Below are 14,242 nucleotides of genomic sequence, written 5' to 3' on the forward strand. Positions count from 1 at the left end.
CGTCCGTAATGGGCCGGATCGTGCGCACTTCGTCACAGACGACGGTGTTAGCTTCTGAGCCGACCCGAGATGACACGGATGTGACAGACGAGACCGAAGCGGAGTAGACGGACACATGGGGCGAGCCGAAGAGAGACGAGCGCGTCAGCGCGGCGGTCGCCGCCGTGCGGCGTCCAGGGGCGGCCGTTCGTCCGATGGACGGACCCGCACCGGCATACGCCGGTTCCTCACCTGGCGGAAGATCCTCGGCACGTTCCTCGGCTTCTGCCTGCTGTGCATCGGCGCGTTCATCCTGCTCTACCTCCTGATCGACATACCCAAGGGCAACGCGGTCGCCCAGGAGCAGAGCAATGTCTACGAGTTCAGCGACGGCTCGGTCCTGACCCGGCAGGGCGAGACCAACCGGGAGATCGTCGACCTCGCCCAGGTCCCCAAGGACGTCCAGCGCACCTTCGTCGCCGCCGAGAACAAGACCTTCTACGAGGACTCCGGCGTCGACCTCAGGGGCACCGCCCGCGGTCTGTTCAACACCCTCAGCGGCCGGGGCATGCAGGGCGGCTCGACCATCACCCAGCAGTACGTCAAGAACTACTACCTGACGCAGGAACAGACGGTCACCCGCAAGCTCAAGGAGCTGGTGATCTCCCTGAAGGTCGACCGCGAGACCTCCAAGGACGACATCCTCGCCGGGTACATCAACACCAGCTACTACGGCCGCAACGCCTACGGCATCCAGGCCGCTGCCCAGGCCTACTACCGGGTCGACGCCGGTGACCTCACCGTGGAGCAGGGCGCCTATCTCGCGGCGCTGCTCCAGGCGCCCAGCCAGTACGACTGGGCGGTGGCCTCGGACACCAGCAAGAAACTGGTCCAGGACCGCTGGAACTACGTCCTGGACAACATGGTCGAGGAAGACTGGCTGGACGCCGCCGACCGGCGGGGCATGGAGTTCCCGGTGCCCGAGGAGGTCCAGGGCAACCCCGGGCTCCAGGGCCAGACCGGCTATCTGGTGGACGCGGCCAACGACGAACTCGCCCGGCAGCTCGTCGCCCAGGGCGCCGCGGAGAACGAGGACGACGCCGTCGCGATGGTCAAGCGCGGTGGCTGGAACATCACCTTGACCATCGACAAGAAGAAGCAGGGCCAACTGGAGCAGGCGGCCGAGGACCAGTTGATCAGCAAGCTGGACGCCGAGGAGCGCCCGGTCGACGCGAACATCCAGCCCGGCGCGGTCTCCGTCGACCCGAAGACCGGCAAGGTCGTCGCGATGTACGGCGGCGCCGACTACGTCGAGCACTACCGCAACAACGCCACCCGGCGGGACTACCAGGCCGCCTCCACCTTCAAGCCGGTGATCCTGGCGGCGGCCGTGGAGGAGGGCTCCGAGACCCAGGACGGCGACCCGATCACCGCGGACACCGTCTACGGCGGCGACAGCGGGCGCGAGGTGGTGGCCGACGGCGAGAAGGTCGGCTTCAACCCGCCCAACGAGGACGATGTCGACTACGGCGATGTCAGCGTCCAGACCGCCATGAACAAGTCCATCAACTCGGTCTTCGCCCAGATGGGCGTGGATGTCGGGATGGAGAAGGTGATGGAGGTCGCCGGGCTGCTCGGGATGGACACCGAGGGCATGGAGTCGGTGCCCGCGCAGACCCTCGGCTCGATGGGCGCGAGCCCGCTGGAGATGGCCGGGATCTACGCCACCCTCGACAACCACGGCAAGAAGGTCACCCCGACGATCCTCGCCTCCGCCGACCACAAGGACACCGTGGTCGACCTGCCCGACCCGATCGGCGAGCAGGTCATCAGCCGCGAGACCGCCGACACCGTCACCTCGGTGCTCACCGGCGTGGTCGACGACGGCACCGCCCGCACCTCGGTGCGGGACAACCCGGAGCGCGACGGCCAGCAGGTGGCCGGCAAGACCGGTACCTCCGACTACGGCCGCTCGGCCTGGTTCACCGGCTACACCCCGGACCTGGTGACCTCGGTCGGCCTGTTCGGCGAGGACGCGAAGTCCGGCGAGCAGGTCAACATGGCCGGCGCCACCGGCACCCTGCCCGGCAAGGGCCGGGTCAACGGCGGTGGCCTCCCGGCGCAGATCTGGGCCCAGTACACCTTCGGCGCCACCGGCAAGGCCACCGAGTTCGACCTGGACACCGACCAGGGCGCGGCCGTCCAGCCGTCCTGGACGCCCACCGCGACCCAGGAGCCCACCACCCAGGCGCCGACCCAGGAGCCGACCACCGAGGAACCGACCGAGGAGCCGACGACCCCGGACCCCACCACCGAGGAGCCGACCGAGGAGCCGACGACCGAGGAGCCCACCACCGAGCCCCCGTCGCAGACCCCGACCAGCGGCACCCCGACCGGCCCCACCACCGAACCACCGGTCAACCCCGACAACCCGGGCCAGCAGTAGCGAACCCGGCCGGTCACGGAGCAAAGCGCCCCGAAGGGACGCCGATGCACCCGTGACAGCAGCGGCAGGGGAGACTTTCGGCCAGTCTGACGACGGCCCTTTCCCCTGCCGAACACCCCGTGCCTATGGTGATCACGTCGTGATCCGGCCCCGCCCACCCGGCGGGGCCGTCGCGTGTGCAACTCCCCATGAAACCCCATGAAGGAGCGCCACATCCATGGCCGACGAGATGGTGCGCAGAGCGCAGATGTTCATCAACGTCACCTATGACAACGGTGCCAAACTCGGGATATCCCGGCTCACCGAGAACGGTGAGACCAGTTGGACCGTCATGTACGCCCTGACCCGGGCCCTCCAGTACGAACTGGGCATCACCGCCCTGTCCGACAGCTTCGGACCCACCACCCTCTCCACCCTCCAGACCAAGCACCCGAGCATCGGCTCCGGTTCCCCCGCGAACATCGTCCGGATCGTCCAGTCCGGCCTGTACTGCAAGGGCTACGACGGCGGTGAGATCGACGGGGTCTACGACGCCCGCGTCCAGGCCGCCGTGACCAGGCTCAAGACCGACATGGGCGTCGACTTCGCCTACCCCGGCACCGTGGTCACCCCCAAGGTCTTCAAGGGCCTGCTCAACATGGACCCGTACATCACGGTCGGCACCGGCACCGAGCAGATCCGGGCCGTCCAGCGCTGGATGAACGGCACCTTCGTCCAGCGCCGGGACTTCTTCATCGTCCCCTGCGACGGCCGCCACTCCCGCACCGTCGCCCAGGCGATGCTGTACGCCGTCCAGTACACGATCGGCATGGCCGACGGCACCGCCAACGGCAACTTCGGCCCCGGCACCCAGGCCGGCCTGAAGTCCAACACCGTCTCCGTCGGATCGTCCGGCACCTGGGTGCAGTTGTTCACCGCCGGGATGCTGCTCAACGCCCGGCCCGTCGCCTTCGCCGGCACCTTCACCGAGGCGCACGCCGCCGAGGTCCGCGCCTTCCAGTCGTTCGTGGCGCTCCCGGTCACCGGCCGCGGCGACTACCCCACCTGGGCCTCGCTCCTCGTCTCCTACGGCGACCAGACCCGCAAGGGCGCCGCCTGCGACGGGGTCACCCGGATCACCCCGGACCGCGCCGCCACCCTCAAGGCCGAGGGCATCACCATCGTCGGCCGCTATCTCACCAACGCCATCCCCGGCGGCGGCACGGTCCCCGAGAAGACCATCCAGCCCGGCGAACTCCAGACCATCGCCGACCAGGGCATGCGCTGCTTCCCCATCTACCAGACCTTCGGCCGGGGCGCCGAGGACTTCAGCTACCCGCTGGGCCGGGCCGCCGGACAGGCCGCCATCAACGCCGCCCTCGACCACGGCTTCAGGACCGGCACCCGGATCTTCTTCGCGGTCGACTTCGACGCCTACGACTACGAGGTCACTGACAACGTTCTCCCGCACTTCAAGGGCATCGAGGACGCCATCCGCGACGACGGCAACCGCTACACCGTCGGCGTCTACGGCCCCCGCAACGTCTGCACCCGCGTCTCCGACGCCGGGCACGCCTCCGCGTCCTTCGTCTCCGACATGTCCTCCGGCTTCTCCGGGAACTTCGGCTATCCGCTGCCCGCCAACTGGGCCTACGACCAGATCGTCACCAAGACCGTCGGCACCGGCGCGGGCGCCATCAACATCGATGTCAACATCACCTCCGGCCGCGACACCGGCCAGGGCTCCTTCAACCCGCCCCGCACCGTCAAGCCCGACACCCGACTGCACCCGGACGTCCAGAACGCCATGCAGATCGACGTCGGCAAGTACATGGAGTCCCTGGGTTTCCCGCTGGACGGCGGCATCCGCAGCTACCAGCACTGGAAGTGCTTCGAGCGCACCGTCACCGCCCATGACGACCTGATCACCGAACTCTCCCAGCGCCACTCCATGCGCAAGGCCCTCATCCAGACCACCGCCTACTGGGAGATGCGGCACATCGCCCCCGACGACGAGGCCGCCTGGCTCGCCGTCATCGCCGCCTTCAACACCACCGGCCAGTACATCCGCGACACCTCCACCGGCATCGCCAAACAGCGCGCGATCACCCTGATCGGCGCCCACAACCACGCCCTGGACCGCGGCTACGGCACCGACCAGCCCCGCCGGGACACCGCGATCGACGAGGACAAGTACAACGCCTGGAAACAGGCGTACGACAATGAGCGCTACGCCCTCACCAGCGTCGCCCTCATCCACCGCTGGGACATCGACGGCAAGCCCGGCGGCGACGACGACTCCCCGGCCCTGCGCGCCCCCAGCCTCGACTACACGGACACCGAGATCTACGAGGTCCTGCGCCGCTACCAGGGACCGGGCGAGCCCGCGTTCACCGAGGCCAAGAAGCGGATGGGCCTGTACTACGTGATGGAGAAGTACAACTCCATCTCACGCAACTACTAGCCGGGGAGCCCTCGATGTCGGGAGACGAGCCCTACGCCGGTCACAACGGCGCCCTGCTGCTGATCCTGCTCCTGGTCACCGGCACGGCAGCACTGATCCTCGCCGTCCAGGGCGTCCGGCGCCTGCGGGCGTCCTCGCCCCGGACCGGCGCCGCCCTGCTGTCCTGGTCCGCCACCGCCGCGCTCTACGTCTGGGGCCTGCTGCATCTGCTCCTCACCGACGACTACGGCCAGGCCCAGGCGTGCAACGACGCCGTCGGCGACCGGCTCACCGGCTACGACCCCGGCTTCCTCCCGCTGCGCTTCGGATGCCGGACCGGCGACGGACAGACCGTCGAGGCCGTCATCCCCTCCTCCCTCGATCCGGCCCTGGCCGTCCTGACCCTCTGCTCCCTGGCCCTGACCGGACTCGCCCTCGCTCATCACAGAAGGACATCGTCCCGTGACCAGTGAACTGTCCCGCCGCGGCGTGCTGCGGCGCACGGCCCTCGTGGCCGCCGGGGTTGCCCTGGGCTCCCCGCTCCTGTCGGCCCCCGCCGCCGCGGCCACCGACCCCGACAAGCTCCGCGCGGCCGTCCGCGCCGCCCAGGAACGCAACAAACGCCAGCTCACCGGCGTCTCCTCCACCAACGGCTGGGAGATGGAACGCAACCCCGGCGCCCGCGGCCACATCTACACCAGACCCGTCCCCGGCACCCCCGTCCGCGGCGTCCAGGTCCGCATGGGCGACGTGGAGACGATCCTCGTCCACGCCGTCCGCCGCTTCCACTACGAGATCGACGAACTGCGCCCCGACGACCTCACCGGCTGGCGCAGCCCGTCCACGGTCCGCAAGGGCCTGCCCGAGTCCAACCTGGCCTCCGGCACCGCCGTCCAGATCCGCCCCGGCCACTATCCGTCCGGCACCAAGGGCGGCTACTTCCCGAACCAGCTCACCACCATCGAGTCGATCCTGACCGACTGCGACGGAGTCCTGGCCTGGGGCGGCCACGACAAACACTCCGACGAGTCCCTCTTCTACCTGGCGGCGGGCCCGGACGACCCCCGCGTCACAGTGACGGCACAGAAGCTCCGCACCTGGAACTGGAACAGTCCCTTGTAGTCACCGGGCGACCCAGATGCCCCAAGGGGCGCGGGACTGTCCCGCGCCCCACCACGAGACATCACCCACTACCCACCGTTGAACTCACCCGCGATCCGATCCCCCAACCCCTTGTCCACATTCCGCCAGTACTGAAGCGCCCGCTCCAGCACCGCCGCCGACACCCCGTTGCGCAGATGCCCGGTGACATTGGAAGCGAGCCGCTCCCGGGCCGCCCCGTCCAGCACCTCCCGCACCATCGTCCCGGCCTGCCCGAAATCGTCGTCCTCCCGGTGCAGCGCGTAAGCCTCCCGCACCATCTCCCCGGCCGCGTACCACCCGGCGATGTCCCCGAACCGGTCGACATCGGCGGCCGGGCCGCCGTACGAGTTCGGCGCGTACGGCGCTCCCGTGCGGGCCGGTTCGTAGCGCATCGGCCCGTCCTTGGCGTAGGAGCGGACGTCGGAGTGGGCGCGGTTCGGGGGGAGCTGGGCGTAGTTGGGGCCGATCCGGTACCGGTGGGTGTCGGGGTAGGAGAAGAGCCGGCCCAGCAGCATCTTGTCCGGTGACGGCCCGATCCCCGGCACCAGGTTCGACGGCTCGAACGCGGCCTGCTCGATATGGACGAAGTAGTCCTCGGGGTTGTGGTTCAGGGTCATCCGGCCGACCTCGATCAGCGGATAGTCGCCGTGCGGCCACACCTTGGTCAGATCGAACGGGTTGAACCGGTAGTCCGCCGCCTCGTCGAACGGCATGACCTGCACATACATCGTCCAGGACGGATGCTCTCCGCGCTCGATCGCGTCGAACAGATCCCGGCGGTGCACATCGGCGTCCTCCCCGGCGAGCCGGTCGGCGTCGGCCTGGGTGAGGAACTCGATGCCCTGGTCGGTCTTGAGGTGGTACTTGATCCAGAACCGCTCGCCGCCCCCGTTGACCCAGAGATAGGTGTGGGAGGAGTAGCCGTTCATGTTCCGGTAGGTCCGCGGGATGCCCCGGTCGCCCATCAGCCAGGTCACCATGTGCGCGGACTCGGGGGACAGGGTCCAGAAGTCCCACTGCATATTGTTGTCGCGCAGGCCGCTGTCCGGGCGCCGCTTCTGGGAGCGGATGAAATCCTGGAACTTCTGCGGGTCGCGGACGAAGAACACCGGGGTGTTGTTGCCGACCAGGTCGTAGTTGCCGTGGTCGGTGTAGAACTTCAGCGCGAAGCCGCGGGGGTCGCGCCAGGTGTCGGGGGAGCCCTGCTCGCCGGCGACGGTGGAGAAGCGGGCCAGCATCTCGGTGCTGCGGCCCGGCTGGAAGAGATCCGCCTTGGTGAACTGACGGACGTCATTGGTCACCTGGAAGGTGCCGTACGCGCCCGAACCCTTCGCGTGGACCACCCGCTCGGGGACCCGCTCCCGGTTGAACTGGGCCATCTTCTCGATCAGATAGTGGTCCTGGAGCAGGATCGGCCCGGTGTCGCCGATGGTGAGCGAGTGTTCGTCGCTCTCCACCGGGATCCCGGCGTTGTTCGTCGTGTACGGCACGCGTGGGGGCGTCTGCGTCATGAGCGTCCTCCTCGAGGTCGTCAGGTCGCCTCGCTCACCCCATCCACTGAACTCCGCCCCACCTGCATCGGCAACTTCTGGATACGGTCCAGGACTGGCGCTAGCCTAGGTCTGGTTCAGTTCGAACCACACCACCTTGCCGGTGCTGAGCCGGGTCGCGCCCCAGCGCCGGGCCAGCCGGTTCACCAGATACAGTCCGCGCCCGCCCTCGTCGGTGGCCCGCGCCTGCCGCAGCCGGGGCAGTTGCGGGACATCGTCGCCGACCTCGCAGCGCAGCACGTCGGTGCGCAGCAACCGCAGCGTCACCGGCCGTGACGCGTACCGTACGGCGTTGGTCACCACCTCGCTGACCAGCAGCTCCACCGAGTCGGAGAGGTCCTGGAGGCCCCAGCGGTCCAGGGCCCGGCGGGCGAGTTTGCGGGCCTTGCCGGGCGCCGCGTCCTCCGGTTCGAGGAACCAGTACGCCACGTCGTTCGGGGCGATCCCGTCGAAGCGGGCGGCGAGCAGCGCGATGTCGTCGTCCCGGTCGCCCGGTCCGAGCATGTCGAGCACCTCGTCGCACAGGGCTTCCAGGGGCGGTGGATGGTCGGGGCCGGTGAGCTGGGCGGTCGCCGCGAGCCGGTCACGGAGCTGGTTTATACCGGTCCAGACGTCCCGCAGCCGGGACTCCACCAGGCCGTCGGTGTAGAGCAGCAGGGTGCCCCCGGCGGGCGCGTCCAGCTCGACCGCCTCGAAGTCCACCCCGCCGACCCCGATCGGGGCGCCCGCGGGCACCCGCAGCACCTCCGCCCGGCCGCCGAGGTGCAGCAGCACGGGCGGCGGATGCCCGGCGTTCGCGATGGTGATCCGGTGCGAGACCGGGTCGTAGACGGCGTAGAGGCAGGTCGCCATGCGGTCGGTGCCCAGCCGCTGGGCCTGCTCGTCCAGATGGTGCAGCACCTCCTGCGGGGGCAGGTCCAGCCCCGCGAGGGTCTGCGCGGTCGTGCGGAGCTGGCCCATGATGGCCGCCGAGGTCATGGAGTGCCCCATGACATCCCCGACCACCAGGGCGACCCGGCTGCCGGGCAGCGGGATCGCGTCGTACCAGTCGCCGCCGACCCGGGCGGTCTCGGCCGCCGGGAGATAGCGGGAGGCCAGCCGGACGCCGGTGGGGCGGGGCAGGGTCTCCGGGAGCATCGTGCGCTGGAGTTCGTCCGCGATGTACGCCTCGCGGCCGTACAGCACCGCCTTGTCGATGCCGAGCGCGCTGTGGGTAGCGAGCTGGGCGGCGACCAGCAGATCGTCCGGCTCGAACGCCAGGCGCTCCGGGCGGCGCAGGAACACCGCCGCACCGATCACCCGCCGACGGCCCCTGAGCGGCGCCAGAATCGCCCGCTGACCGGCGGGGACGACGAGTTCGGCGTCGTCCCCGAGCAGCTCGGGCAGCGCGGCGCGGGCCGCCGGGGCGTCGGCGAAGACCGGCCGCACCCCGCGCAGCACCTCGGCGAGCGCGCCGCCCGGCCGTACCTCGCACAGTTCGGCGGTGACGGCGGACAGCTCGCTGGGCTCCGGCGTCTGGGCGGGCAGGAAACCGCCCTCGGTGTCCCGCTCCTCCGGGATCCGGTCGGTGCGCCGCAGTCGCAGCACCACCGGACCCGTCGGCCGCTCGTCGCCGACCGGCAGCGGATCGCGCAGATAGACCAGGATCGCGTCCGCGAACGTCGGCACGGTCGCCCGGCACAGACCCATCACGATCTCGTCCAGGTCCATACCGCGGGCGATCCGGCGGGTGGCCGCGCCCACGAACCGCAGCCGGTCCCCGTCGCGCCGCATCGGGGTCGGCCTGCCGCCCGGCAGGGCACCGCCCTGGCCGCTGCGCCGCTCCGGGGCCGCCGCGCGGCCCGCGTCCGGCTGGACCGGGATGCCGTCAGGACCCGGATGCCGCCGGGGATCCGCGTCCTCGGCCGGGTGGTCGCCGTCGCCGGGCTTCTCCCGGGCCGGGGGCGCCGCCAGGGGTTCGTCGGCGGACGGCTGGGAGTGCTCCGCGTCCGCCCCGCCCTGCGTCAGGGCCGGCGGGCCCGGCGGGCCCGGCGTGCTCTCGGCGGCCGGGACCGGTCGCGCGGGGTCGCCGGGCGGGGGAGTCGGGGTGTGCAGAAGCGCCCCGCGGGGGTCCACGGGGTCGACGCCCGGCTGGGGGCGTTCATAGGAGGTGGGGTTCTCCGTCACGCGTGTCGCATCCGTCCGTCGGGGGCCGTGCGCCGCGCTCGCCGGGGGCATGCGCGCCGCGCGTGTTCGTCCCGCAGAAGTCCCGATACCCGGATTACGTGCCCCAGGAACGGAAAATCCGGGTGGTCAGCGGCTGTTCCTGTGCTGGTGGCCGACCGCTCGCGGCCCGCACGCCCCGTGCCCTCGTACCGCTCGCTCACGTCCTGCCGCCCCTCGGTGACATCTGGTCAGACTCCGTGCACGCTCCGGCAGTTGCCGCACAAGCTCCCTGGCGGAGGACGATCCTACGTTTCTTGCCCGGGGGCGCATCAAGGGTCTCATGAGGACACATGCGCGGGCGTACGGTCCCAGTCGTCCGGCAATGACGGTACCCCCCAGGACGGATCCGGGCGCCAGTGCTGCCAGCCATCGGCGTACGGAGCACCCCAGGCCGTGATCACCTCGATGGCGGCCCGGCCCGCCGCCCGCACCCGCCCGGCCAGCGCCGGGTCCACCAGACCGTCCCGCCGGGCCTGCGCGAACTCGTCCTCGTCGTGCCACCGCCAGGACCGGTCCGGGTCCACGGAGATGTCCAGAAAATGATCCTCGGAGTCCACTCCGCCCTCCCAACGGGACAGCGGCTCCTCCAGGTTGACGTACCAGTTCTTGAACTGCCATCCGGGCTCCCAGAACAGCCACACCGACCAGGGGTCGCCCGGCCGGGCGAGCTTCAGCACTCCGGTGCCGAACCAGCGGTCCCGCAGCACCGCGCGCGGCTTGGTGTAGCGGGAGTCCAGCGGCTCCCGGTGGACCGGGGTGCCGTCGGCCAGCACCGGCTTGACGCAGTCCGTGCCGGGCGCCAGCCAGACGGCCAGCAGCTCGGCGTCGTCGCGGACGACGGTCACCGGCCGGGCGATGTGGATGCCCGGTCCGCCGTTCTCCCGGTACCGCCACAGGATCGGGGAGCCCGGCGGCCAGTACGCCGTACCGCCGGGCGCCGCTGTCGCCTTCGGGTCCGCCACCGGGTGCTCGTCGTCGTCCGCCATGGGCAGATAGTAGGTGCCGACGGCGGGGCACGCTGCGGTCCCGGTCACGGTTCACCCGAGGGTCTGACGGACGGGCCCGGCGGGGGTCCGCGTGGGGGGCGGGGAGCGGGCCCGCGCCGGGGCTGCGAGCGGGCCCGCCCGGGGGTGGGGAACAGGTCCCCGCGGGGGTGGGGAGGCGGGCCCGCGCAGGGCGGGGGCGAGGGCCCGTCCGGGGCTCAGGGGCGGGTCATGCGCAGCACGTCCAGCGCCTCGTCGAGCTGCTGCTCGGAGAGGGCGCCGCGCTCCACGTAGCCGCCCTCCAGCACCACCTGGCGGATGGTCTTCCGCTCGGCCAGCGCCTTCTTGGCGACCTTGGCGGCCTCCTCGTAGCCGATGTACTTGTTCAGCGGGGTGACCACCGACGGGGACGACTCGGCGTACTCGCGGGCCCGCTCGCGGTGCGCGGTGATGCCGTCGACCGTGCGGTCGGCCAGCAGCCGGGAGGCGTTGGCGAGCAGCCGGATCGACTCCAGGACGTTGCGGGCGATCACCGGGAGCATCACGTTCAGCTCGAAGTTGCCGGCCGCGCCCGCCGTGGTGACCGTGAGGTCGTTGCCGATGACCTGCGCCGACACCATCAGGACGGCCTCCGGGATCACCGGGTTGACCTTGCCCGGCATGATCGACGAGCCGGGCTGGAGGTCGGGCAGGGCGATCTCGGCGAGGCCGGTGCGCGGACCGGACGCCATCCAGCGCAGATCGTTGGCGATCTTCGTCAGCCCGACCGCGATCGTCCGCAACTGCCCGCTGGTCTCCACGATGCCGTCCCGGGCGCCCTGCGCCTCGAAGTGGTCGCGGGCCTCGGTCAGCGGCAGCCCGGTGGCCCGCGCGACCTCCTCAATCACCGCCGCCGAGAAGCCGGGCGGGGTGTTGATGCCGGTGCCGACCGCCGTACCGCCCAGCGGCAGCTCCGCGAGGCGCGGCAGGGAGGCGGTGAGCCGCTCGACGCCGTAGCGGACCTGGGCCGCGTAGCCGCCGAACTCCTGGCCGAGGGTGACCGGCGTGGCGTCCATGAGATGGGTCCGCCCGGACTTCACCACATCCGCGAACTCCTCCGCCTTGCGCTCCAGCGCGGCGGCCAGATGCTCCAGCGCCGGGATCAGATCGCGGGTGACGGCCGCCGTCGCGGCGATGTGGATCGAGGAGGGGAAGACGTCGTTGGACGACTGGGAGGCGTTGACGTGGTCGTTGGGGTGGACGTTCCGGCCCAGATGCTCGGTGGCGAGGGTGGCGATGACCTCGTTGGTGTTCATGTTGGACGAGGTACCCGAGCCGGTCTGGAAGACATCGATCGGGAAATGCGCGTCCCAGCGGCCCTCGGCGACCTCTCCGGCCGCCTCCTGGATCGCCTCCGCGACCTCCTTGTCCAGCACCCCCAGTTCGGCGTTCACCTTGGCCGCGGCGCCCTTGATGCGGGCCAGCGCCTCGATGTGCGCGCGCTCGATGCGCTGCCCCGAGATCGGGAAGTTCTCGACGGCGCGCTGGGTCTGCGCCCGCCACTTCGCGTCCGCGGGGACCCGCACCTCGCCCATCGAGTCGTGCTCGACGCGGTAGCCGTCGGTGTCCTCGGTGCCCCGGGCGGGCTGCTGCTGGTCGTCTCCGCCGGCGGTCGTGGTCATCGTGCTGATACCTCCATGAGTGCGGTGCGGGCCCCGGTGGGTGAGCGCGTGGGGGGTGGGGGCGTATTCCCTCCGGGAGTCTCCCGGCGGCGCGGCTCGACCGCCGTCAACCGTGCGCCGGGCCCGCCCACATGCCCCGGACGTGCCCCAGGTGCCGGGTCATGATCGCCCGTACGGCGGTTTCGTCGCGGGCGAGGAGCGCGTCCAGCAGTTCCAGGTGCTCCTCGGCGGACGCCTCCAGACGGCCCTGCTCGACCAGCTTCGTCAGCCCGTACAGCCGGGCCCGGCCCCGCAGGTCCCGGACCACCTCCACCAGATGCGCGTTGCCCGCCAGCGCCAGCAGGCCCAGATGGAAGCGGGTGTCGGCCCCGACGTACGCGATCAGATCACCGGCCGCGGCGGCGGCGACGATCTCCCGGGCCACCGGGCGCAGCGCCGCCAGCTCCGCCGGGTCGGCCCCGGCCGCCAGTCCGGCCGTCGTCGGGATCTCGATCAGCGCGCGGATCCGGGTGTACTCGTCGAGCTGCCGCTCCGACACCGCCGTCACCCGGAAGCCCTTGTTCGGGACGGGTTCGAGCAGGCCCTCCTTGGCGAGGTCGAGCAGCGCCTCGCGCACGGGCGTCGCCGACACCCCGAACCGGGCGGACAGCGCCGGTGCCGAGTACACCTCGCCGGCCCGCAGCTCACCGGCGATCAGCGCGGACCGCAGCGCGTCGGCGACCCGCTCGCGGTAGCTGGCGGAGCGGACCCCGCCGAGGGAGGGCAGGGGAGGGGGCGGGGGCTGCGGGGGCGGGGGCTGCGGGGTCATGGGGTGCGGTGCTCCATGGTGCTCAGAGTACGAACCCGGCCGGGAACGGGTCGTCCGGGTCCAGCAGGTACTGGGCCGTCCCCGTGATCCAGGCCCGGCCGGTGAAGCTGGGCAGGACCGCCGGGCGGCCCGCGACCTCGGTGGTGCCGAGCAGCCGCCCGGTGAACCGGGTCCCGATGAACGACTCGTTGACGAACTCGGTGTGCGGGGCCAGCTCCCCGCGCGCGTGCAACTGCGCCATCCGGGCGCTGGTGCCGGTGCCGCAGGGGGAGCGGTCGAACCAGCCGGGGTGGATGGCCATGGCGTGCCGGGAGTGCCGGGCGTCGGAGCCGGGCGCGAGGAGCTGGACATGGTGGAGGCCGTGGATCGACGGATCCTCCGGGTGCACCGGGGCCTGCCCCTCGTCGCCGTTGACGGCGTCCATCAGGGACAGCCCCGCCGCGAGGATGTCGTCCTTGCGGGCCCGGTCGAAGGGCAGCCCGAACTCGGCCAGCGGCAGGATCGCGTAGAAGTTGCCGCCGTAGGCCAGGTCGTAGGTCACCGTCCGCCCGTCGGCGAGGGTGGCCCTGAGGTCCAGGCCGACCGCGAACGACGGCACATTGCGCAGCGTCACATTCCGCGCCCGGCCGCCCTCGACGGCGACCTCGGCGACGACCGGGCCCGCCGGGGTGTCCAGTCGGATCGTGGTGACCGGCTCGGTGACCGCCACCATCCCCGTCTCCACCAGCACGGTCGCCACCCCGATCGTGCCGTGCCCGCACATCGGCAGATAGCCGGAGACCTCGATGTAGATCACCCCCCAGTCGCAGTCGGGGCGGGTCGGCGGCTGGAGGATCGCGCCGCTCATCGCGGAGTGCCCGCGCGGCTCGTTCATCAGCAGCCGCTTGATGTCGTCGCGGTGCTCACGGAAGTACAGCCGCCGCTCGTTCATGGTCGCGCCGGGGACGGTGCCGATGCCGCCGGTGATCACCCGGGTCGGCATGCCCTCGGTGTGCGAGTCCACGGCGTGCAGGACCAGCTTGCTGCGCATGGTGCGCTCCTCTCT

General features: G+C 71.2%; 10 protein-coding genes. 4 read left to right on the forward strand and 6 right to left on the reverse strand.

Annotation, left to right across the window (positions count from 1 at the left end; all coding sequences use genetic code 11):
- Positions 1 to 115: 115 nt before the first annotated feature.
- The 4 genes from AB0O01_RS22010 (at position 116) to AB0O01_RS22025 (ending at position 5,969) form a co-directional block, all read left to right on the forward strand.
- Positions 116 to 2,425: a transglycosylase domain-containing protein gene (locus AB0O01_RS22010; RefSeq protein WP_365315681.1), complete on the forward strand. Its 2,310-nt coding sequence runs from the start codon at positions 116 to 118 to the stop codon at positions 2,423 to 2,425.
- Between the two features lie 217 nt (positions 2,426 to 2,642).
- Complete coding sequence (locus AB0O01_RS22015; protein WP_365315683.1) at positions 2,643 to 4,868, forward strand: glycoside hydrolase domain-containing protein; 2,226 nt, start codon at positions 2,643 to 2,645, stop codon at positions 4,866 to 4,868.
- Positions 4,869 to 4,882: 14 nt separating this feature from the next.
- The gene (locus tag AB0O01_RS22020; protein ID WP_365315685.1) at positions 4,883 to 5,320 is read left to right on the forward strand and encodes a hypothetical protein; all 438 of its coding nucleotides are present in this window, start codon (positions 4,883 to 4,885) and stop codon (positions 5,318 to 5,320) included.
- A complete protein-coding gene (locus tag AB0O01_RS22025; RefSeq protein WP_365315687.1) occupies positions 5,310 to 5,969 on the forward strand; it encodes a hypothetical protein in 660 nt (219 codons plus the stop codon). The genes AB0O01_RS22020 and AB0O01_RS22025 overlap by 11 nt, the downstream gene beginning before the upstream one ends.
- 68 nt (positions 5,970 to 6,037) lie before the next feature.
- Here AB0O01_RS22025 and AB0O01_RS22030 read toward each other — a convergent pair whose 3' ends face one another.
- The 6 genes from AB0O01_RS22030 to AB0O01_RS22055 form a co-directional block, all read right to left on the reverse strand.
- Complete coding sequence (locus AB0O01_RS22030; protein WP_365315689.1) at positions 6,038 to 7,501, reverse strand: catalase; 1,464 nt, start codon at positions 7,499 to 7,501, stop codon at positions 6,038 to 6,040.
- Between the two features lie 105 nt (positions 7,502 to 7,606).
- The gene (locus tag AB0O01_RS22035; protein ID WP_365315691.1) at positions 7,607 to 9,706 is read right to left on the reverse strand and encodes a SpoIIE family protein phosphatase; all 2,100 of its coding nucleotides are present in this window, start codon (positions 9,704 to 9,706) and stop codon (positions 7,607 to 7,609) included.
- A 317-nt stretch (positions 9,707 to 10,023) separates the two neighbouring features.
- Positions 10,024 to 10,779 (reverse strand): DUF402 domain-containing protein, encoded by a 756-nt coding sequence (locus AB0O01_RS22040; RefSeq protein ID WP_365315693.1) that lies wholly within the window; start codon positions 10,777 to 10,779, stop codon positions 10,024 to 10,026.
- Between the two features lie 167 nt (positions 10,780 to 10,946).
- Positions 10,947 to 12,389, reverse strand: coding sequence for a class II fumarate hydratase (locus tag AB0O01_RS22045; protein ID WP_365315694.1), 1,443 nt, complete (start codon positions 12,387 to 12,389; stop codon positions 10,947 to 10,949).
- 106 nt (positions 12,390 to 12,495) lie between these two features.
- Complete coding sequence (locus tag AB0O01_RS22050) at positions 12,496 to 13,197, reverse strand: GntR family transcriptional regulator (RefSeq protein WP_365315696.1); 702 nt, start codon at positions 13,195 to 13,197, stop codon at positions 12,496 to 12,498.
- 22 nt (positions 13,198 to 13,219) lie between these two features.
- Entirely contained in the window at positions 13,220 to 14,227 is a 1,008-nt protein-coding gene (locus tag AB0O01_RS22055; RefSeq protein WP_365315697.1) for a proline racemase family protein, read from the reverse strand.
- Between the last annotated feature and the right edge of the window lie 15 nt (positions 14,228 to 14,242).

This window comes from Streptomyces sp. NPDC093252 (assembly GCF_040683675.1).
In the GTDB taxonomy this organism is placed as follows: domain Bacteria; phylum Actinomycetota; class Actinomycetes; order Streptomycetales; family Streptomycetaceae; genus Streptomyces.